The sequence below is a fragment of the Carboxylicivirga marina genome (genome assembly GCF_016612505.1).
GTDB lineage: Bacteria > Bacteroidota > Bacteroidia > Bacteroidales > Marinilabiliaceae > Carboxylicivirga > Carboxylicivirga marina.
On sequence record NZ_JAENRR010000020.1, the window covers coordinates 51,287 to 73,591 of the forward strand.

20 protein-coding genes and 1 tRNA gene are annotated in these 22,305 nt (G+C 37.5%); 9 read left to right on the plus strand and 12 right to left on the minus strand.

The window, feature by feature from the left end:
* Positions 1-52: 52 nt before the first annotated feature.
* The 3 genes from JIV24_RS10210 to JIV24_RS10220 all read right to left on the minus strand — a co-directional run bounded on the left by JIV24_RS10210 (position 53) and on the right by JIV24_RS10220 (position 2,556).
* Positions 53-964: a dihydroorotate dehydrogenase gene (locus JIV24_RS10210; protein ID WP_200464931.1), complete on the minus strand. Its 912-nt coding sequence runs from the start codon at positions 962-964 to the stop codon at positions 53-55.
* Positions 958-1,728 carry a dihydroorotate dehydrogenase electron transfer subunit gene (locus JIV24_RS10215; protein ID WP_200464932.1) on the minus strand — a complete coding sequence of 257 codons (771 nt, stop codon included), beginning with the start codon at positions 1,726-1,728 and terminating at the stop codon, positions 958-960. The genes JIV24_RS10210 and JIV24_RS10215 overlap by 7 nt, the downstream gene beginning before the upstream one ends.
* Positions 1,729-2,103: 375 nt before the next feature.
* Positions 2,104-2,556 carry a helix-turn-helix domain-containing protein gene (locus JIV24_RS10220; RefSeq protein ID WP_200464933.1) on the minus strand — a complete coding sequence of 151 codons (453 nt, stop codon included), beginning with the start codon at positions 2,554-2,556 and terminating at the stop codon, positions 2,104-2,106.
* A 989-nt stretch (positions 2,557-3,545) separates the two neighbouring features.
* On the opposite strand from JIV24_RS10220, the gene JIV24_RS10225 reads away from it, so the two are divergent.
* Complete coding sequence (locus JIV24_RS10225) at positions 3,546-4,106, plus strand: manganese efflux pump MntP (RefSeq protein ID WP_200464934.1); 561 nt, start codon at positions 3,546-3,548, stop codon at positions 4,104-4,106.
* A gap of 53 nt (positions 4,107-4,159) precedes the next feature.
* Here JIV24_RS10225 and JIV24_RS10230 read toward each other — a convergent pair whose 3' ends face one another.
* The 3 genes from JIV24_RS10230 to JIV24_RS10240 form a co-directional block, all read right to left on the minus strand.
* Positions 4,160-4,663: a flavodoxin gene (locus tag JIV24_RS10230; protein WP_200464935.1), complete on the minus strand. Its 504-nt coding sequence runs from the start codon at positions 4,661-4,663 to the stop codon at positions 4,160-4,162.
* 15 nt (positions 4,664-4,678) lie between these two features.
* Positions 4,679-6,724: an alpha-ketoacid dehydrogenase subunit alpha/beta gene (locus JIV24_RS10235; RefSeq protein ID WP_200464936.1), complete on the minus strand. Its 2,046-nt coding sequence runs from the start codon at positions 6,722-6,724 to the stop codon at positions 4,679-4,681.
* 81 nt (positions 6,725-6,805) lie between these two features.
* Positions 6,806-8,128 (minus strand): dihydrolipoamide acetyltransferase family protein, encoded by a 1,323-nt coding sequence (locus JIV24_RS10240; protein ID WP_200464937.1) that lies wholly within the window; start codon positions 8,126-8,128, stop codon positions 6,806-6,808.
* A gap of 391 nt (positions 8,129-8,519) precedes the next feature.
* On the opposite strand from JIV24_RS10240, the gene JIV24_RS10245 reads away from it, so the two are divergent.
* Positions 8,520-10,562, plus strand: coding sequence for a M13 family metallopeptidase (locus tag JIV24_RS10245; RefSeq protein WP_234445783.1), 2,043 nt, complete (start codon positions 8,520-8,522; stop codon positions 10,560-10,562).
* A gap of 237 nt (positions 10,563-10,799) precedes the next feature.
* A tRNA-Arg gene (locus tag JIV24_RS10250) sits at positions 10,800-10,873 on the plus strand.
* A 216-nt stretch (positions 10,874-11,089) separates the two neighbouring features.
* Here the strand turns inward: JIV24_RS10250 and JIV24_RS10255 are convergent.
* The 5 genes from JIV24_RS10255 to JIV24_RS10275 all read right to left on the minus strand — a co-directional run bounded on the left by JIV24_RS10255 (position 11,090) and on the right by JIV24_RS10275 (position 16,538).
* The gene (locus JIV24_RS10255; RefSeq protein ID WP_200464938.1) at positions 11,090-11,821 is read right to left on the minus strand and encodes an energy transducer TonB; all 732 of its coding nucleotides are present in this window, start codon (positions 11,819-11,821) and stop codon (positions 11,090-11,092) included.
* A gap of 593 nt (positions 11,822-12,414) precedes the next feature.
* Complete coding sequence (locus tag JIV24_RS10260) at positions 12,415-13,992, minus strand: phage/plasmid replication domain-containing protein (RefSeq protein WP_200464939.1); 1,578 nt, start codon at positions 13,990-13,992, stop codon at positions 12,415-12,417.
* Positions 13,993-14,069: 77 nt separating this feature from the next.
* Positions 14,070-14,357: a helix-turn-helix domain-containing protein gene (locus tag JIV24_RS10265; RefSeq protein WP_200464940.1), complete on the minus strand. Its 288-nt coding sequence runs from the start codon at positions 14,355-14,357 to the stop codon at positions 14,070-14,072.
* 382 nt (positions 14,358-14,739) lie between these two features.
* On the minus strand, positions 14,740-15,312 hold the full coding sequence (locus tag JIV24_RS10270) for a hypothetical protein (RefSeq protein WP_200464941.1): 573 nt from the start codon (positions 15,310-15,312) through the stop codon (positions 14,740-14,742).
* The gene (locus tag JIV24_RS10275; RefSeq protein ID WP_200464942.1) at positions 15,312-16,538 is read right to left on the minus strand and encodes a site-specific integrase; all 1,227 of its coding nucleotides are present in this window, start codon (positions 16,536-16,538) and stop codon (positions 15,312-15,314) included. The genes JIV24_RS10270 and JIV24_RS10275 overlap by 1 nt, the downstream gene beginning before the upstream one ends.
* Positions 16,539-17,031: 493 nt before the next feature.
* Between JIV24_RS10275 and JIV24_RS10280 the strand changes: the two genes are divergently transcribed.
* From JIV24_RS10280 to JIV24_RS10305, 6 genes are all read left to right on the plus strand, one after another.
* Positions 17,032-17,760: a phage integrase SAM-like domain and Arm DNA-binding domain-containing protein gene (locus JIV24_RS10280; protein ID WP_200464943.1), complete on the plus strand. Its 729-nt coding sequence runs from the start codon at positions 17,032-17,034 to the stop codon at positions 17,758-17,760.
* Positions 17,761-17,785: 25 nt separating this feature from the next.
* Positions 17,786-18,343, plus strand: coding sequence for a site-specific integrase (locus tag JIV24_RS10285; protein ID WP_200464944.1), 558 nt, complete (start codon positions 17,786-17,788; stop codon positions 18,341-18,343).
* Between the two features lie 142 nt (positions 18,344-18,485).
* A complete protein-coding gene (locus JIV24_RS10290) occupies positions 18,486-19,409 on the plus strand; it encodes a hypothetical protein (RefSeq protein ID WP_200464945.1) in 924 nt (307 codons plus the stop codon).
* Between the two features lie 447 nt (positions 19,410-19,856).
* The gene (locus JIV24_RS10295; protein WP_200464946.1) at positions 19,857-20,147 is read left to right on the plus strand and encodes a helix-turn-helix domain-containing protein; all 291 of its coding nucleotides are present in this window, start codon (positions 19,857-19,859) and stop codon (positions 20,145-20,147) included.
* Between the two features lie 184 nt (positions 20,148-20,331).
* On the plus strand, positions 20,332-21,105 hold the full coding sequence (locus tag JIV24_RS10300; RefSeq protein ID WP_200464947.1) for a hypothetical protein: 774 nt from the start codon (positions 20,332-20,334) through the stop codon (positions 21,103-21,105).
* A gap of 170 nt (positions 21,106-21,275) precedes the next feature.
* A complete protein-coding gene (locus tag JIV24_RS10305; RefSeq protein WP_200464948.1) occupies positions 21,276-21,896 on the plus strand; it encodes an ATPase in 621 nt (206 codons plus the stop codon).
* Positions 21,897-22,022: 126 nt separating this feature from the next.
* Here JIV24_RS10305 and JIV24_RS10310 read toward each other — a convergent pair.
* Positions 22,023-22,305, minus strand: a 283-nt coding sequence (locus JIV24_RS10310; protein WP_200464949.1) for an integrase core domain-containing protein, incomplete at its 5' end; no start/stop codon positions are given.

Here is a 22,305-nt window from a genome sequence, read left to right on the forward strand (position 1 = left end):
AAATAATAAAGCCCGCCAAAAAGACGGGCTCCTTTATCTATCGTTTTAATACCTACACTTCCATTGCACCAACTAAATCACTGACTTTATCAAAGCCATTTTCGATACAATAAGCCTCCAGGCCTTTCACAATCTTTTCTGTCACACAAGGGTCAATAAAGTTAGCCGTACCCACCTGAATAGCCGAAGCACCCGCTAACATAAATTCGATGGCATCTGTGGTGTTCATGATGCCTCCCATGCCTACAATTGGCACCTTAACAGCCTGTGCCACCTGCCAAACCATGCGTAATGCCACTGGCTTTACTGCAGGGCCTGATAAACCACCCGTAATGGTCGATAATAATGGACGGCGTGTCTTGGCATCAATGGCCATGCCCAATAATGTATTAATCAATGAGATGGAGTCGGCACCGGCGCCTTCCACAGCAGCCGCTATTTCAGCAATATTCGTCACATTAGGAGACAATTTCACCATCAAGTGCTTCTTATAAACCTGACGCACCGCCTCAACCACAGAGACTGCAGATGGACAACTGGTACCAAAGGCCATGCCTCCCTCTTTCACATTCGGACAAGAGATATTTAGCTCAATACCAGGTATATTATCCAGCTCATTAACAACCTCTGCCGTCTTTATATAATCCTCAATGGTTGAACCAGAGACATTAACCAGCATATGTGTATCATAGTCCTTAATGCGTGGGTATATATGCTCAGCAAAGTAATGAACACCTTTATTTTGAAGCCCTACTGCATTAAGCATCCCTTGTGGCGTCTCAGCCATACGAGGATAAGCGTTTCCTTCACGGTGCTCCAGAGTCGTTCCTTTCACTAAAACACCTCCCAGGCAACTGATATCAAAGAAATCCATAAACTCTTCGCCATAACCAAAAGTACCCGAAGCTGTCATGACAGGATTCTTTAACTCTAAACCGTTTAAATCTATCTTTAAGTCTACCATTTTAAATAAGTTGAGTCAAACACAGGTCCGTCAGTACACGTACATTTATGACCATCTAAAGTATCTGCAATACAGCATAAACAAGCCCCAAAGCCACATGCCATATGATTCTCGAGTGATACCTCACATTTAATATTGTTGTTTTTAGCGTATTTCGCCACCACCTTCATCATCGCCTCTGGTCCACATGTGTAAATCTGATCAATTTCAGGCGTTTGCGTGCGCATGACCGGGTGATGAATCACATAACCTTTTGTACCTACAGAGCCATCTTCTGTGGTGGTATGCACTTCACCCAGTTCCCTAAAAGCATCTAAGGCAATTAAGCCATCCTCAGAGCGTGCACCCAGCAAAAATTGTGGTTTAAAGCCATTGGCCTTCAGGTGACGTCCCATGTACAACAAAGGAGCAATACCACATCCACCACCTACCAATAATACACGAGGTTTCTCAGGTAATGAAAACCAGTTTCCTAAGGGATATACTAAGTTACAAATGTCACCTTCATTTAATTTCCCCATTAAACGAGTGCCTTCGCCAATTTCCTGAACCAAAAGCTTCATGGTATTGGCTTCCACATCCACGTCATGAATGGAAATAGGTCGCCTAAGAAAGGTGTTAGGACCGTTATCAACCCGCACTTCTACAAATTGCCCCGGCATCATTTCGGGCATCTTGCCCGGGTGCTTAAGTGTGAGGATGACATACTCGTCATTTAAGCGTTCATTCTGGATGACCTTAAAATCGTCGATGTACTTCTTCATGTATCTTTATAATGTAATTAATTACGCACTAAACAGCTATTTACATTTGTAATCAGCCTAAAATTGGACAAAGATACCAAAAAGTATTGAATTGTTATAGTTCTTACACTATCCACAGAAGATATTCGAGACCACAAGGGAAGTTTACAAGATCAGCTTTAGGCCTCTTTTAACCGCATAAGGGTGCATAGAGCCTTATTTGTCAGCCGTTAGAACCATTAATTAATGATTGACTCATAGCTACTTTGCTTAAGCGATTAGGAATTAAGCCTAAGAAGCTACCCAGGCCTTCAATACCCTAAACACAAAGACATATGCTACATTAATTCACCTGACTATAGGAAGTAAGCATGTCTGAAAGCCTATGAAAAAGCGCTATTCCGGCCTGTATTCGCTAAAGGTTTTATCAGAATAAAACACGACGATACGTTCCACAGCCTTTTGAGGAGCTTGTATAGTATCCAAATGAGGCCGTTCTTGCGGTTTAGATTGATTGGCTTTATAAGCTGCCGGCTCTTCATCTTTAAGTACCTTCTTAGGCATTTTAAAGCTGCTTTTAGGCTTGTCAACCGAATCAGGTATACTTAATTGCTCTGCTGGCTTAGCAGTACTAGTCACACCCGACAACATGTTACCTAGTCCGGTTATTAACCAATCGCCACTATAATGCGGATACTTGTTTAAAAGTTTGTTTAAGAAATCGAGACTTGGCTTATTTCTGCCTGATAATATATGTGAAACACCTGACCGTTGAACACCAATGGCATCTGCAAATTGAGAGGGCGTTAATCGTTCGTGTTGTATTATTGCTTCTATACGTTCTTTCATAGCAGATTTGTTGTTTACATTGGTCAATTCTCAATTCGCATACAGATGTAACAATGCATTTGTTACAAAAGTAAATATGGGTATAAACTTCGATTGCAACACAAATGTAACCAAAAGCTTCCTTCAGTACAAATGTAATTAATGTAAATATGGAAAAGCTGAGCAATTTTAATGCTAAAACACTTCACTTAATAGACCAACTAAACAACACTTTTATAATTGGCAAACAATCACTTCCATTAAACACATTATGAGTCTATTTAATAGAGTATTATGAGTATCTATGAATGCTTGTTACTTAAGAAAGCCATAGGCGCTTACATATATATCTCAGACCTTGTTCACCTATAACTACCTGATTATAAAAGGTAACTATTATTTCAAACAAATACTTTACATAAACACACTAAATATATGATACACAAGCATTAAAAGTGTAATAAGATTGGATTACTACCCTTGTGTGCATATTTATACACTGCATTATTGGAATGACTTTAATTATCACTTCACTAAACGCTCTTATATATTTGATATACTGTTATTAATGTACCTATATTAGCTTTACGTATATTTTAAATTGGTGCTTATTAAAATTATTGCGATTTGTCACATATATTTATAAATCACATCTGAAGCTGTTGATGTTAGTTACAAATAAGAATTGTCGATGTGATTGGCAATGTCACATGTGTAACCTCGAGTCCTCCTCCTCTACTCTATTTATGTATGTACATTTGTAAACCGTTCAATTTACCTCTATAAATATGACTAATCAGATCACACTACCGCAAGACTACTTTTTATCATATACAATTTGATTTAAGCATATTTCTGGCGAAAAATGAATTTTTAATTATCTGCATTGTCGTAGGAAATCTATTTTTTATGTGATTGTAAGCCGCTTAATTATTGTTAATAAAAAAGTACATCCCCATTGTTTTATAATCTATTTTAAAATATCTATTTTCGCAGCCCAACAAAGAACAATGGAATTAATAACGCTTTTACTTCTTGCCTGCGCATTAGCAATGGACTCTTTTGCCGTATCCATCACGGCTGGTTTGTCGCTAAAACAATTCAATGCGACAACAATGAGTCGCATTAGCGTGACATTTGCATTATTTCAGGGATTAATGCCAGTAATTGGATGGAGCCTCGGGACAAATTTTGCTGCAGCCATAAGCAGGTATGACCATTGGATAGTTTTCGCTTTGCTATGCTTTATTGGTGGTAAAATGATTTATGATGCCATTCAACAGCACGAGCAGGCTCATTGTATAAACATCTATAGCAAGCGCACGATTTGTAGTTTAGCCATAGCTACCAGTATCGATGCATTAGCTGTTGGCTTTACATTTTCTTTATTAGAAGTGGATATTGTATTCTCGGCCTTCATTATTGGACTAATGACATTCATTTTTTCATTTGCAGGTCTTACAATCGGCTTAAAGCTGGGAAGTATATTTCAAAGGAAAGTGGAATTTATTGGCGGACTGCTGTTGATCGCAATCGGTACTAAAGTGCTGATTACTCATCTACTGACATAAAAAAAGGATGACCAAAAGCTTAGCCATCCCTTTTATATCAAGCAATAAAATATTTACTTAAATTCTTTTTTCAGGGTCTCTGCCCACTTTTCGATGCGTTCATTGGTCAATGCTGCCTGGTTTTCAATATCCAGAGCCAGACCTACAAACTGGTCGCCACGTTGTGCCACACTACCCTCAAAATCATAGCCTTCGGTAGATGTAAAACCAACTAATTGACCATTTCGTTCTTCAATGAATTTGGCCATTAAACCAATGCCATCTACAAAATTTTCAGGGTAACCTTTCTGGTCACCACCACCAAAAATAGCAAAGCTTTTACCTTTTAAATCTTCATCTTCAATGGCAGGTAAAAACTCATCCCAATAATTGGGTAGCTCTCCATCAAACCAGGTTGGTACTGCTAAAATAAAATTCGTGTATTTCAAGAAGTCCTCGCCCGTCATGATGTCAGCATCCACTGCCTCAACATCAGCACCCAAAAACTTTGTAATTTTTTTTACTTGTTGAGCCGTTTTAACCGACCTGAAACTATAAAATATACCTGTTTTCTTCATAATGCAATTGTTAATTTAGTATGCTAATAGCTCTTTAGCAGCTTCCATAATACGCTCATTATTTGGCAATACAGCAGCTTCTAATGTACGATTAAAACCAACCGGCGTAAAAGTTGATCCCACTCGTTTGACCGGGGCATCAAGGTACTCAAAAGCTTCAGATGTAATTTGAGCAGCTACTTCACCACCAAAACCACCAAACACCTTATCTTCATGAACCACCATTGCCTTTGATGTTTTCTTAACTGATGCGATGACAGCCTCGATATCCAATGGTATTAAAGAACGTAAATCAATCACCTCAATTTCACCAAAGCCCTCTTTTGATAGTTGCTCTGCCACCTCTACACTCATGTGAGTAGTGTTGCCATAAGTAAATATGGTTAAATCTTTCCCTTCACGACGTGTACGAGCTTTACCAAATGGCACCTCAAAATCATCAGGAATTGGCGTTGCCGCTTTAGGTGCGTTATACAAGGCTTTAGGTTCCATAAACACGGTCATTCCTTCAGAACGCATACAGGTACGTAACAAGCCTGCCGCATCATCAGCATAAGACGGATACACAATACGAACACCAGGAAATGTTGATAATGCACCTTCGATATTTTGAGAGTGATACAAACCTCCACCAATGTAACCGCCCGATGCTAAGCGGACCGTGATATTTGGTGAGAATTGTCCTTTTGTTCGCCAGTATTCGTGAGTTGTTTCAACAAACTGCTCCATGGCCGGCCAAAAATAATCGGCAAACTCAGCACCTTCCACCACCACACGAATATCTTTATTATATCGTACCATACCATTGGCTGTACCCATAATAAAGTCTTCAGCAATTGGCGCATTAAACACACGTTTTTTACCAAACTCCTGTTGCATGCCTTTCGACACATTGAAAATCCCACCTTTATCTTTATTGGCAATATCTTGACCCCAAATATAAGTATCCGGGTTGTGTCGGAACTCAGCCTTTAAAGTTTCATTTAAGCCCTGGATTAACTTCTGAGGTTCACCATCGGATTGATGCGTTCCATCAGGGTATTTAGTTGATACATATGGCTCAGGCAAAACAAAGTCATGTATGGATTCTGGCGTAGGATGTGGAGCTGCCATACCCTTACGATGTGCCACCTTCACCTCTGCTGCCACATCTTCTTCAATGGCTTTCAGCTCTTCTTCAGTAGCCCGGTTGTAACGAATCAGCAAGCGCTGATATTTAGCTAAAGGATCGTATTCTTTTACGTAACCCAACTCATTGTCATCACGATACAAATCATGACGGTCAGAATTACTATGCGAATGAATACGCACACAGTTGGCCTGAACAATCACTGGTTTCTGATTTTCTTCGGCCCACTTACTGGCTTCCATCATCGTATTCATCGAATCAAACACATCTTTACCATTACAGTACATGACCCGCAGATTCTTAAACCCTTCGAAGTTTTTAGCAACCTTTCGGTTGGCTGTTTGATCTTTCTTTGGCACTGAAATACCATAGCCATTATCCTGGAAAACAAACACCACCGGCAAATGCTCTTTTGAAGCACCATTAATCGCCTCATACACATAACCTTCAGAAACAGACGACTCGCCCTGTGAACTAAAAGCGACCCCTTTAGCCTCATAAGTTTTAATGGCACGCGCTACACCTACGGCATGAAGCGTGTGGTTACCTGTACAGGATGATACATTATGAATGTTCCATTCAGGCTTCGCAAAGTGATTAGACATGTGGCGTCCGCCACCAGCTACATCTGCATCTTTAGAAATACCATTGTAGATTATTTCTTCAGCTGTTAAACCGGCCGAAACATTGGTTACCAAATCGCGGTAGTACGGAAATAAATGATCCTTGTTGCGATCAAAAACCTGACCAATAGCTAATTGAATACCATCGTGACCAGCTGCAGGAGCATGGTATGACCAACCAATAGCCTGCTTTAAATAATTCGGTGCTTTTTCATCAAGCGTTCTTCCTAAAAACAGAATGCGGTACCAATTTAATAAGGTTTCCTTATCCGTCTTTTTTATGGAATGTATCTTAGGAATATCACTCATATTAAAATTTTTAAGTGTGTGATAAAAACCACACCAGGCAAGGTTTTAGTGGCCTTGGTGCAGCTCTCTGTTTTTCGTTTATTATAACTCTTTGTTAATGTCAAATTCTTCCAGGTAATCGCCAATACGACGTAAGAATGCACCACCTAAAGCACCATCAACAATACGATGATCATATGATAAGGACAAGAACATCTTATGACGAATACCTATAACGTCACCTGTTGGTGTTTCAATAACAGCAGGTTTCTTTTCGATAGAACCAGTTGCCAATATCGCTACCTGCGGTTGATTAATAATAGGGGTTCCAATAATGTTTTTGAACGAACCAAAGTTGGTAATTGTAAAGGTACCTCCCTGAATATCATCCGGTGCCAGTTTGTTTTCACGCGCCTGATTAGCCAGACGATTCACATCACCAGTTAAGCCCACTAAGTTTTTCTGATCCGCATGTTTGATTACCGGCACAATCAAATCGCCTGAAGGCAAAGATACAGCCATACCTACATTCACATCTTTACGTAAGATGATGTTGTCACCATCAACAGATGCATTCACTCCCGGGAAATCGCGTAAGGCCTTAGCTACTGCCTCAGTAATGATTGGCATGTAGGTGATTTTTTCACCATACTTCTTCTGAAAAGCATCTTTCATCTTAGTACGCCATAATACCATGTTGGTCACATCGGCCTCTACCACACTCGTAACGTGCGGTGAAACTTGTTTTGACATGACCATGTGATCGGCAATCAATTTACGCATACGTCCCATTTGAACGATTTCGTCATTGGCCGAGACAGAAACGTTTACTTTATGTTCTTTTGCTGCCGGTGCCTGAGTTACAGTTGGTGACACTGTTTGAGATGGAGCCGACACAGCAGCTTTTGTTGTTACTTGCTGAGCTCTATTAGCAATATAACTTTGCATATCTGTTTTTGTTACACGGCCATCTTTACCCGATCCGGCAATTTTTTCCAACTCACCGGCCGAAATACCTTCTTCTTTGGCCATGCTGCGTACCAAAGGCGAATAAAAACGATCCGAATCTTTGTTGATTGAATCAGTACCAGCCACTTCCACAACCGGTAAATCAGTTGTTGCAGGTGTCGGTGCTGATCTTGGCGATGAGGCAGTAGGTGTTTCCTCTACCGAATCTTCAGCTCCTTCTAATAGAATAACGGCAACGGGCAAACCAACAGCCACAACATCATCAGTTGCGTACTTAATTTCTTTTATCGTACCGGCAACAGGTGAAGGAATTTCAGAGTCAACTTTATCGGTTGCAATCTCTAATAACACATCGTCTTCCTGAACAGTATCGCCTTCAGAAACAAACCATTTAGTAATGGTTGCTTCTTCGACACTCTCGCCCATTTTAGGCATTAAAATCTCAAATGTTGACATATGCTTATCTTTATTTTGTCTTTTATATATTCTTAAACGTCCTGATTATTATTTATATCGAATCTAAATACTGACTTTAAAACAAATTTCTTATTCAAAATGTTTTTGACCAATTGCAATCTCGACATTGCAAAATCCAAAATTACAAACAAGGATAATTGAGATTTGTTTATCTTTTATTCCTCAAATAATGTTAAAAATGAATCTTCTTCTTTCTTAATATCACTTAGGGTTTGTTTATAAGAACTTTACAAGTACTAATAAATCGATACGAATCATGAAAAAGATGTCATCAATCATACAATAATCTTTGGCCATTCGATGTGTTTTGGCTTATTTTGAGTTTCATTGGGGAAGTGAATAAATAACAATAACAACTAAATAGATATCAATGCAAAAAAAGTATTTGATGCTGGTATGTGCTGCAAGTTTAACTCTTGGAGCTTGCCAAAGTAATCAATCAAAGAAAGAACTGATTAAACCAGTCTTTACAGCTGATGACATGGATTTGTCGGTAAAACCAGGTGAAAATTTCTATCAATATGCCAATGGTGGATGGATGAAACAGCATCCGCTTCCTGATGATAAAAGTCGATTTGGCAGTTTTGACTTATTGGCCGAGCAAAGTAAAGAAAAGGTCAAGACCATTGTTGAAAAAGCAGCAGCTGAAAAAGGAGCCGAAGGTAGTTTATCGCAAAAAATAGGTGATTTTTATGGTGCCGGAATGAATACAGAAGTCATTAACCAGGCTGGCTATACACCTATTCAACCATTGCTTGACAAGGTTAATAACATTCAGACAAAAGCAGATATCACACCTTTTATCAGTGAATTAACCAGACTGCAACTAACTCCTTTGTTTTATTTTTATGCATCGGCCGATCAGAAAAATAGTGAAATGACCATAGCAGGTATTTACCAAAGCGGACTGGGTATGCCAGATCGTGATTATTACCTGAGCGATGATGAAACATCTGTAAAACTTCGTGAAGCATATGTCGTGTATCTAACGAAGTTATTTACCATGACCGGTAATACTGAAGACGATGCTGCAGCGCTGGCACAAACCGTTATGGCTTTTGAAACACAATTAGCCGAAGCATCGAATACCCGCCTCGAAAACCGTAACCCACATGCTACATATAACAAAGTTGATGTTGATGGATTGTCCCAAATGGCCCCTCAATTTCCATGGAAAGCCTATCTGAAAGGTATCGACATGGAGAATGCCGGTGATATCAATGTGAACCAACCGACCTTTATAAAAGAAGTAGCCCTTATGTATGAGGTCGAAAGCCTTGATACCTGGAAAGCATTCTTGTCATCTGTTGTCATACGTAAAACAGCAAGCTACCTGAGTGATGACTTTGTGAATGCCAACTTTGCTTTTTATGGTGAAGCCTTATCGGGTCAAAAAGCCATGGAACCACGTTGGAAGCGCATACTAGAAAGTACAAGCAGTGCTTTGGGTGAAGCTGTAGGTCAACTGTTTGTTGCAGAGTACTTCCCTCCTGCTGCCAAAGAACGCATGGACAATCTGGTTGAAAACCTACGCATTGCATTTGGCCAGCGCATCGATCAACTGGAATGGATGAGTGATGAAACCAAAACAGCAGCGCATGAGAAATTAGCTGCAATCAGAGTGAAAATAGGCTACCCTAATAAATGGCGTGATTATACAGAGCTTAAAATAGATGCTGCTTCGTATCTGGATAATGTATTAGCCAGCAATCGCTTTGAGTTCGCATATGAGATGGGCAAAATTGGTAAGGCGGTTGATAAAGACGAATGGCGCATGACCCCACAAACGGTTAATGCCTATTACAGTCCGGTAGGTAACGAAGTGGTATTTCCTGCGGCAATCCTTCAACCACCATTCTTCTACCTCGATGGTGATGACGCTGTAAATTATGGTGCCATTGGTGTGGTTATTGGCCACGAAATGACCCATGGCTTTGATGACCAGGGACGTTTATATGGTAAAGATGGTAACCTACAAACCTGGTGGACTGATGAAGACTCAGAACGTTTTAATAGTCGTACCCAGATTTTGGTTGATCAGTTTAATCAAATAGAAGTATTGCCGGGAAAATATGCCGATGGCGAATTGTCATTAGGTGAAAATATCGCCGATTTAGGAGGGCTGGCCATATCTTATCAGGCCTATCAGAATGCCATTAAAGAAAAAGGTAATATTGCTGACATTGACGGTTTCACCGATGAGCAAAGATTCTTCCTTGGCTATTCACGTGTTTGGGCACAAAATATTCGTGATAAGGAAATCTTACGACGTACTAAAACAGATGTTCACTCACTTGGCATTAACCGTGTAAATGGCCCACTACCTAACTTACAAGAATTTTATGACGCCTTTAATTTAGATAAAGCAGCAGCTTTATTTATCTCACCTGAATACAGAGCTACCATTTGGTAGATGGCTATTAAATACAAAGTATAAACGCGCCTTTCATGAGGCGCGTTTTTTTATTATTCTTTATTGAATACACATATAATTCATACCCATACTTTTACAGACTATCAAAGTGCAAAGGCAGGCCACCATTGGATTTTATTACAATTTTTCAGCTTTTTTAGTTTGCGTATTAAAAGTAAATACCCTTTCTTTGCACCGCATTTGAGAACAATGGTTCACAAAATAGCAATACATATTGGACCTGTAGCTTAATTGGATAGAGCACTGCGTTACGGCCGCAGAGGTTAGGGGTTCGAGTCCCTTCAGGTTCACATCAAGCCCTGTAAGTATCACCCTTACAGGGTTTTGTATTTTTAAGGTGTCAATATTGGTGTCAAATCCATGTAGTTTTTGGTTCGATTCACTTTGGATTATCTTATCTTTATTAGAATCACTTCGAGGTCTTTAAGGTGGTCGCCGAAGCCACCACATAATTTCCACATAATCACGAGCGCCAAATGCTTTATACTAGCGTATTGAGTTGAAATTTATTGGAAGACAAAATAAATTGGTACTGTATAAGAAACCTTTATTGGCAAATTATGATGTTTACCTGGTATCCACCTAGGCATAATATTTATAACTCTTAATGCTTCCACGTCCAGAAACATATCAACAGAATTTTTAACCTTTGCATCTTCAACATACCCCTCTTCATTTATTACAAAATCGACATATACCGTACCACTTTTATTACTTAATATTGCCTGTGATGGATATTTTATTTTTTCAGAAATATAACTTTTTAATGCTTTTTCTCCTCCAATAAATTCCGGTAGTTCAAATACCTTTCTTTCTTCCATCACTTGACTACCATCGGCATTCCAAAACTTAAATTGTATTACCTCATTATTTTTATACCGCTCTTCAGAGCTTTTACTACCATCTTTTCTATACCACTTCCATTCACCCTCACGCTTGTTTTTATCGTATTTTCCATAAGACCTGATGGTTCCATTTTCATAAAAATATTCAAAATACCCTTGTTTCTTCTTCAATCTTTTGTCTGTAAAACAACCCGACATTTGTATATTGCCATTGATATAAAAATCTTTGACATGCCATAAATCAGTCTCATCCTTGAAGGCTTTCCTGAAGTAAACCGCATTATCCCGTTTTGTCTTTTTCCAATTAGCATCTAGGTAAGAAACAATTGTATCTTGAGATCTTACTGTCTGAATAACGAAAATTAGAAACATCAAGTATGAAATTCTCCGCATTTAAAATTGATTTAAATTATATACAAAATAATATTATTATTTTAATCATATATCTCTGTAAATACTTTGATATCTATTCGATCTGAAAATTTGCATCTGATTTCAAAATCTTCGCTTATTACCCGCATTAGTCTATATACGTGATATGCTTTATATCGTAACATATTGTTATAATATAAAGCATATCAAAGCTAAATTTAAAATGTATTTATTCCAAATTTGCATCTAAGCAATGTGTACTTGCCTAATTTAATAATTCATGGTACTCAACAAACTCTTCACTCTTTTCTATTTCTACCGTATCAACGGCTAAATGCTTTGGGGTTAAGTCAATCTTTTCAAGCAGCAAAGTAAAACTCCCTTGCTAATATTAACAAGGGAGTAATTCTAAAAAACTTTCCAAATCATCATATACTCATTACATATAGGGCAATAACGATAATATTTAACGTCATGATTATCTTTTTTGAAGACATTCTGTTGTTCGAGTGGCAACTGCTCGAAACTTAATCTTATTCTTTCTGTTCTACATTTTAAACACTCTAACATTTGAGCTTCAAACATTTTTAGGTAATCCATAGTTCTATACTTGATTAAAAGGTTAGTATTTGGTGGTAGTGAGCAAAATCTTCACTCTTTTCAATCTCTACACTATCAACAGCCAAATGATTTTTACTTAAACCAATCTTACCAAGCGCTTTAATGTAATTATACTTTGTACGTGCGGATATTACACCCATTTGTACTAATTCATCAAATGAATGTGTTTGTAGGTGAAGTAATATCGAATTTATGTAGTTTTCAGATATTCGTGCTTTACGTTCTTTTGAGCCTTTCGGTAGTTTTTTGTTATACTTCTCTACATCGTTATTGTAGGCAATCACACGTTTCGTCGTGTCAGTAAACTTATCCATTGAACTAATACGAAACTCCTCTTTAAAATTGAGAAACACTTTAAACATCTCATTCAGCAACTCTTTTGTAAACAAAGCCGCTTTTGGTGGTTCATAATTCCCTTTATCATCCTTTAAACAAGCGTGAAGTGATTCGTTTTCTCTCCTAGCTGTTTCTGATATAGCTAAGCTAAATGTATTACTACGGTTAAGAATCTTTGAATAAGCTTTATGGTACACACGTTTTTCGGGTGAGAAGTTGCGATACTTTTTTTCAAGCTGGTAAATACTTAAACCTTTAATGCGATTTTCTCTTATCTTCTTTACAACCTTATTCACTTCTTTATAATCCTTTTGGGCTTGTTGCCATCCTGTACAATCACGAGCGAATAAGTGCTTTTTGAACAAGTAAGTCATGAAAGGCTTTTTAAAGGTTATTTCATAGCGTAGTATTCTATTGGCTGTATCTTCCAATCCTTCACGAACCATTACACCATCTTTATATTTACTTTCAACTTCAAAATGTTCTTTGCCTATCTTTTTGTTCATGGTTAAATGGTGCTTTCGCTCGCCTTTTGAACTAGCGTATTCGGAGCCTTTATGGTAAATTTTAGCTGCATAGCGGGCATTCTGAATAAAAATAGAAGTACCCCAATCAACCTTATTCTTAGTGGTCTTTTTGATGTATTTCTTTTTAATACGCTTTTGATAATCGAGATACTTTAATGAATCTTCAACTGATTTAAAGTATTGATTAAAACACAAGTCAAGGCGGTTAATCTCAATATCTTCTTTACTGATTTGAATATCCTTAAACCAATCATTCATAAAATTATCAATGAATGTTATCAGCCGTTCATAAGTAATTTCAGCGTTGAATTCTAAAGAATCTAATTCTTCATTGTTATATGGATGCTCTTCAAATTTATGTGGCACAAATTGCATGATATTGGTGCCGTATAGGTACTTAGGAATTGAAAAGTTCATTTCTACATAATCTCGGTCAATTCTAATACTATAGGCTAAGTAATAATGTGATGATGTCAGTACCTTGTTTCTGTATGACGTGAATGTGTTGTTGGTATCAGCATAATGTACTTGTTTAATCTGTAAGAATCGGTCTTTACTTATTTCTCCAGTTTCAAAATCAACTACTTCTTGATTGTGTGGACTATCCACAACTGAATTATATTGCCCTTCTCCTTCTTTTCTTAATGCTTCCAATATTTTGGGGTATTGGTGCAAGTTGTTTATTCTTAATACGATTGTATCTACCATTGCTCATCCTCCCTTTTTTCTTTGAGTGAAAATCTTGCACGGGTTCTGCTATGTTATAGACTCGCAGAATACCCGACTTACTTTTCTGCCTCAACTTTTAAATGGTTAACTAAATCGGATTTGCTAAATAGAATTCTTCGCCCTACCTGATGATAAGGAATCTGTCTGCTTTTGGTGTAGTTGTACAATGAAGTAAGTGAACAGCCTAAGAATTGACTTGCTTCTTCTCGTGATAGCATCTTACTATCTGTTTCGATTGTAACTTGTGGCGAACTTATGGTATTAAGTTCTTCTTGAATGGTTTCTCTTAAAAGGGCTTTTAGCTCGCTTTTAAACTCGTCTGTAATTGTAAAATCTAATCTCATTTTTGACTCTTTTTTTTGTTTTTGATGAGTCAAATATTTGGTTGAGAAAAAACTTGGGTTGGGGTTTGGGTCGACCCAAACAAATACAACGAATGCCAACAAGATTCAATAAGAAACAAGTTGATTGAATGTAACTGTCTTAAAATGTATTGATTTGCAACTTTTTTGTTTTTGATTTCTTCAAACAAAAATAATATTGCCTCAGAACCTGTCAAGGGTATATAAACGGATTGCCGCAGGCGCAACACAATCCGCCCTTGACAGAACCTTCATCAATTATTCAACTTGTTTTTGAAAGTCGAAAACGAAAAAAATATATTAAGGAGTGGATGACGTACTAGATTGACATGACGCCATCCTATAGCGTAAAGGTGTGAATGTATTAAAAACTTTCTAAGTCGTTTTCGAGCTCTTGTAGCTTTTGGTCAACTAATGTGATTCCTGTCTGAAACTGTATTAATTCAAATTGCACGCGAACAGATTGGATATCCTTTATTAAAGCGTTTATTGCCTGTTTTTGAGAATTGTCAGGTCGAGCAAAAGGATTACTTATAAGCTTCCTCATTTTATCAGGATTTACACCTGTTAGATAGAAAAGAAAATTTGCATCTGTTTTGTAGCTACCTGATTTCTTGGGAAACTTTTCAGCTTTTCTCATGAAATAGAGAGCAATTGCGGTTTGTCGGATTGTTGCTTGTTCAATGCTCTTGCTGTTTGTTGTTTTTTTCTGAGTTTTGAGAAATTCCAAGCCATACTGTAATTCTTGAGCTTTTGCAAGGTTCTTAAGTTTGTGTTTATTTCCAAATGAGAGCCTCTTGCCACTCATAATGTCATTATAATCTTGTTGCATTTCAGACTCAATGTCATACACAAGCTCTTTACCCTCTTCTTTTGCAAGTTGCTCCTGGTGTTCTTTAATTGATTCGTATTTTTCAATTATTCTTGGTTTATCCATCAATCAAAAATTTTGTCCATTTCGTTTTTCTTGTGCTCATCTACTACCTTAAAATAACGTTTGAATGAGTTATAGCTCTTATGGGTAGTAATATCCATAATTACCTCTGATTTCATTCCTTTTTCAAGCGCATTGGTTATAAAGGTCTTTCGAGCAATATGCGAAGTTAATATTTTGTACTTAGGAACTGTTTCTTCAATTCGGTTTGCACCTTTGTAACTTATCACCTGTACCGGAGCGTTAATTTCAGCTGCTTCTCCAACATCTTTAATATTTTCATTCATCTTTTGATTAGTTATCGTAGGAAAGACAAGCCCTTCTTTAGCTTTGTAGCGTTTATATATTTCTTTCGAGTACTTATTGAAAGGTATTGAGCAATGGTCGTTTGTTTTAATGGTGATGAAGTTAATGTAATCATCTTCTATGTTCTCATGCTTAAGGTTCATGATGTCAGAGAACCGCATGCCTGTAAAACAGCCAAAACAAAAAATATCTCGTGTTCTTATTAAGCGTTCATTGTTACCTAAATCGTGATTAAACAACTGTATCAATTCATCCCATGATAAAAAGAATATTTGCCCTTCGTTTGACTTGAATTTGAACTTTTGGTAAGCTATGTTTTTATTATACCCTTTGTCTGTTGCCCATGAAAGGAAGGTTTTAATGTATTTTGTGTCTCGTGAAATTGTACTGTTGCTCAGTTTTTTCTCTGTAAGAAGGTAGTTAATGTATTTTTCGTAAAAATGCTTGTCAATAAGATTGTATGACATTGGATGTTTAGTTTTTTCATAAAAACCCTTTAAGCGGCTTTTGTTTGTTTCATAGCATTTGATAGAGCTTTGTGTTTTGTAATTTCTTGAATGCTCTAAAAACTCATCATAGTGCTTCAATATACCATCTGTTGGTACTCGGTGTTGAAACTCTTCAATGAGTTCTTTTATTTTGGTGGTGTTGATGATTTCTCCAGACATCTTCAATTTATTATACTCATCCTCCACGAAGTTGGCAAGAGTATCTAGGAAGCTGTTTAATGTGGATGCTGTTGCGTAAGAATTTTTAGCACGTTGCTTTTTTATGTGCCAATTGGATTCTTTGATTCGCTTGCCTGTGTAATATCTCATTCGTTGCCCCTTGTGAACGATAATGAGGATAATTTGAAAAGGTTTTGAGGTGTCGCTGTGCTTCTTAAGGTTGTACTTTACAAAGTTGTTTGTGTTGTATTTCATAAGCCAATTTTTGGGGTGGTGTCAAATATGGTGTCAAATATGACTTGATTCATTTGAGCCTTTTTGTTTGTTATTGTAACTCAAATATAGTAAAACCCTTGATATATATAGCTTTTGTAATTGATGTTGTTTGTTGTTGATTCTTAATGAAGTTGCAATAATAGTCCCTTCAGGTTCACATCTCAAAATACTAAACAATTACAAAACCTTGCAAATCGTACAGTTTGCAAGGTTTTTTGTTTTTATACAATTCGTTTCAAACTAAAATAAACCAAACAAATACATATTTTTTGTGACCTATTCAGTGACCTCTTTATTCTATTTAACAGTGAGGTCACAGATTTTTTGCTATATTAGACACAGCAAAGGCTTCAAAGGAAGTCGATAATAATTATAGATGATTGATTTTGGTTCTGTTTGACCCTTTTTCGTGACCTAAAAAGGAGGTACTTTATAAGTCAAACACATGTATTACACACCAAAATCAACAACGATGAACAACACACCAACCTTTGGCCTGCAGTTTATTGTACGCCACAAAAGCAAGAAGACCGAATTAGCTGGTATCTACCTGCGTATCACCGTCAATCGTCAGAAATCAGAAGTTTCCACCAAGCTACAATGTCCTAAAAAGCTATGGGATAAAAGCAAAGAACGTGTCAAATCAGATGGGGCCTTCAATCACCGGCATGTCAACAGGCACCTGGAAGAAATACGAACCAGGGTGCAAAGTATCTATCAGGAGTTGCGTAATAAAGAGCAGCTGATTACCCCTACAATCATTAAGAACCACTTTATCGGCAATAATGAAAAAGGACGTACTTTAAAAAAGCTGCTTGCAGCTCACTATGAAAAATTTGCCGCTTCATTGGATGCCCACACCATGCGCCATTATAAAACAACACATCGCTATATAGAAGCTTTTCTTCAGGAGCACAAGAAAGTAGATGATATCTACCTGGCACAAATCGATTACCAGTTTATCTGCGATTTCGAAGTTTATCTACGTACCTGGCAACCCCTTAATATGGGTCAGCGAAAGCTCGCACATAATACTGTCATGAAACACCTGTCTCGACTGCGTACACTAATTAATTTTGCTATTAAGTTAGGTTGGATGAGCCATTACCCTTTTAAAGCTTATAAGCTTAGCTACAAACAAAGCAATCGTAAATACCTGTCTCAGGAAGAGCTGGATGTGATTCAAACAAAGCAATCGTAAATACCTGTCTCAGGAAGAGCTGGATGTGATTCAAAATAAAGAAATCAGAATAGAACGCCTGGCTTTTACACGTGATATGTTCATTTTCTCCTGCTATACCGGCCTGGCCTATTCTGATATAGCACGGTTAACACCATCCCATATACTAAAAGGTATCGACGGTAGTAATTGGATTTATACACAGCGTAAGAAAACTGAAACCCAGGTGAGGATTCTCCTGTTTGCCATTGCTGAGAGATTGATTGAGAAATATAAAAACACACCAAAGGCCATACACCAGGGACGATTATTTCCCATCCCTTCCAATCAAAAATTAAATAGTTACTTAAAGGAAATGGCCGACCTGTGCAATATTGATAAGAACCTGACTTTTCATATGGCCAGGCACACATTTGCTACTACAGTCACATTAAGCAATGGTGTTCCCATTGAAACAGTAAGTAAGGTATTGGGTCATAACCGGATTGGAACCACTCAGATTTATGCCAAAGTACTTGAGCATAAAGTCAGTGAGGATATGAATGTTTTGCGTCAAAAGTTAGAAAATGATAAAAACGAAAATCAGTTAAACAAATCTGTTTAAACCAAATAATACCATTTTGATGTAAATAATATCACCTCTTATCAAACCTGACTTTACATTGATTTAGCATACCTCTATTATTGCAACGCAGTTTCGAACTATCCGAAACTGCGTTTATCGTTTAACCAAACATTTATTGACAATGGCATACCTATTAGACCAACAGGAATCGCTAGTTTCAAAAATTAGCAATCCCGATGTGTGCTTACTCAAACAAGGCTCTATACCACACTCTTCTTATGCTGCCGAGCTTGAAAGTTGGCATCAAATCATTAAGAAAAAACTGTTGAACAAATCAGCTAAAAAAACATCAAATAAGAAGCTTTCTGGTTTAATTCGCTTTTATCAATCAAGCATTACCCGCTTAATTGATAAATTAAACAACAAAAATTGTTCATGTTCTAACCTGCTCCATTGTCACAAAAAGTATTTGACGCCATTGATAAGCAATTTGACTGAATCCCTAGTCTTTATCAATGAGCAATACAAAGATTTCTTTGATCTCGAATCAAACCTCCCCAAACCTTGTGAAGATTATCATAGAGATATAATCAATAACAGAATCAAAACGATTATTCAAAATCTTAGTCAAACATCCATTAGTCCACGTTTACTGCACATTATGCTACATCCATTAATGGATTTTACAAATTGTAAGAAAACTGCTTATACCTTTAATGACAAGCATTTTCTTTATAAATGGCTCCAGCATCTGGAGGACAACTGGATATTTGTTTTTGATGCAGAGTGTCATTCGGAAGAGTTAATCAAACAGCTAATTGAATGGAACTTAAACTCTCCCGAAACAATTGATTTCTTTGTTGAGTTTATTACCGAAAAATATCGGATGGAAGAAACAAAAGAAGACCAATTGTCAACGTTAAGGTATTTTCAAAAGTGCTTCAAGCAGCATGTTATCATTAATAAACAAGGCTATCTGCCTGATGGTCCCACATTAAAAGAGTCTTTAACGAATTGGGTTGAACAGGAAATTATCTTCATTAATGACACCTGTCATATCAATGAGAGAAAGAAAGTAGCGGTTATCGATGATTCGGTCAAATAAAAGATTAAAACCAATCTTTCAGTTCCGCAGCTAGCAGCCTTTCTAAGAATTTCGGTCGAAGTTGGCATCTACAATGAGGAGCAATCAAACGATTTAATCAGGCATTATTCGAAACACTTTTCCACAATTGGCGCAGACGACATTTCGAACGATAGCCTTTATAATAAATTTTGCTCTCCTAAAAGCATTTCGATTGACGCTATAAAAGACACCATCTTAAAGCAACTAAAAATCATACAAGAAAATAAAATTTAAACTTTTTTCAACTACTTAATCAATTCATTATCATGGGGGTTGTTTGGGGGTTGTACAACCCCTACAACCCCTAAATGATTTTGAAATTACTTTCCTTTGTTCTCGTTCAAAATCAATCATCTATAAACAAGCTAATATTTAACAGCGAAGCGATCTAAAAGAAGCGACAGCTTCGCTCTAAAACCTAAACACATGAAAACTGAGAACAAAAAGTTACTGGACCTCATCACCACTGATGACCTTATTCAATTCCGTAAATCACTAATGAGTGATATCGAAAAATTACTCAAAGAAAGTATCAAACCAACACCAAAGACCTGGCTCAAATCCAACGAAGCCAAAGCTCTCCTGGAAGTCTCCAACGGCACACTCCAAAATATGCGCAACAATGGCACCCTGCCCTTCACCAAAATCGGCGGTGTCATCTACTGTAATCGTGAAGATATCCAGAAGATGCTTCTCGAAAACAAACAGTCATTCTAGCATCTAAAAGGCGAAGTCGTTCTATAAGAAGCGAAGCTTCGTTCTAAAATCTAACGCGTAGCGTTTGAACCAAGCTGTCAATCAATTCTCCCTATAAATGGGAGATGCTGAAAGCAGAGGGGTAATTATGTCATGTAAATCATCTCATTACTCACTACTCAAATCTCATTTCTAACACCACACTATGAACTACATCAAGCACCAAACAAACACCTTTGCCTTGATGGACCAGATACCACTCCTTAAACCCTACCATATAAGCCTGTATCTCGTTTTGTTCAGAATGTGGAATACCAATCGATTTAAAAATCCAATAAGTATCACAAGAAAAGAAACCATGAAGACAGCACGGATAGGTTCTTGTAAGACCTACCTAAAAGCACTTCGCGATTTACAATCCTTTGGCTTTATTAGGTACAATCCATCTTATGATTCCAACCTTGGTAGTAAAGTTCACCTGTACACTTTTGACCATGGCGCCTGTACACCACCTGGGTCAAAAATGCCCCCTTCTATAAACTATATAAACAATAAACAAACTAACACTCTCTATAAAGAGAAAAATTCTTCAATTTCTAATTCTAAAAAAGCGAATATGAAAAACACATTATCCATTGATCATCATAAATCAAAAATCCAACATCCACCTCTCCAACACATCCAAATCTACTTCCACGAGAAAGGTCATACCGATACTGAAGCACAGCGCTTCTTCAACTATTACGAATCTAACGGTTGGCTCATTGGTGGCAAAACTCCAATGAAAGACTGGAAAGCTGCTGCACGCAACTGGATGCTCAACATCAAAAAGTTCGAGAAAAAAGCCAACAACACTCGAAAAAAACAATTCCATGAAAAACATCGCACATCCAAACTTCATAAATCTGCTGGCCAAGGTGTCCCACTGCGCCCCATCTCTCCACCACCCTCATCCGCCAACTATGATGAGCCTCTTTGATAAAATGTTCCACTAATACCCTTTTATCAAGCTGTAAATCAATTCTCCCTTTTAAGGGGAAATGCCGGAGGCAGAGGGGTAAAACAATTAATCAATTTATCATTTTCTCAAATTACCAATTATTAAAAACTATAAACAACTTCTGCCTTCTGCCTAAAAACTTAATAACTATGAACCACTACCAAATCAAAAACAACATCATCTACTACGATTTTCAAAAATCACTTGATTTAATCACTCAAAAAGGAAAAAACCTATACGGATACCACTTTCGCCTTTACGATGAAGATATGCCCATTATAAAAAAGCTATTCGTGTATTTTATTCGTGATGAAGAACAAGCAAAACAACAAGGTATTAATCTCCGGAAAGGAATTCTTACGCTTGGTCCGGTCGGGTGTGGCAAAACAGCTCTGATGAGGTTAATGCCCCTTATCTTGCACAATATCCAAGGCTTTCCTCTGAAAGCTTGCCGCGATATCAGTTTTGAATTCAAAAAAGATGGTTTCGATACCATCTATCGCTACTCTAAACGCAGCTTCACCATCTCACCAGGCCAACGCATTCCCAAAACCATCTGCCTCGATGACCTTGGTGCCGAATCCAACATCAAACATTATGGCTCCGAGTGCAATGTTTTGGCCGAAGTCATTCTCAGCCGTTACGACTTATTTATTTCCGACCGGCTAATCACCCATGCCACCACCAACCTCAACGCCCAGGATATCGAAAAGCTTTATGGAAAATGCTCTTTTCGTTCCAAAACTGGACCACTATTGCAGCGGTTATAATTACTTTTAGTTCCTTGCTGCCTATTGAAATCATTGATAACTTACTTTACAGCTTTCCTATTTAAGTTATCAACAATTCCAACAGCCCATGGTCATCATTCGATGATAAGGTTTTTGAATTTTATTTTATGCTGCTTTCTTAATCTCATAATATTCATATGGCGTTTTCATGTTCAAAGCTGAATGTGGGGCATAGCCATTATATTCATCAATCCAGCCTTGAATTTGATCGTATACTACCTGCGGGTTATCCAGGCAGTTCTCATAAACGTAATCACGCTTGAATGTGCCATTAAATGCTTCACACATGCCATTGGACTGGGGTGAATACTTGGGTGTGTTACAGTTTATAATGTTCCATTTCTCCAGTTGTCTGACCAGTCTTTTTTCGATGTATTCGGGACCATTA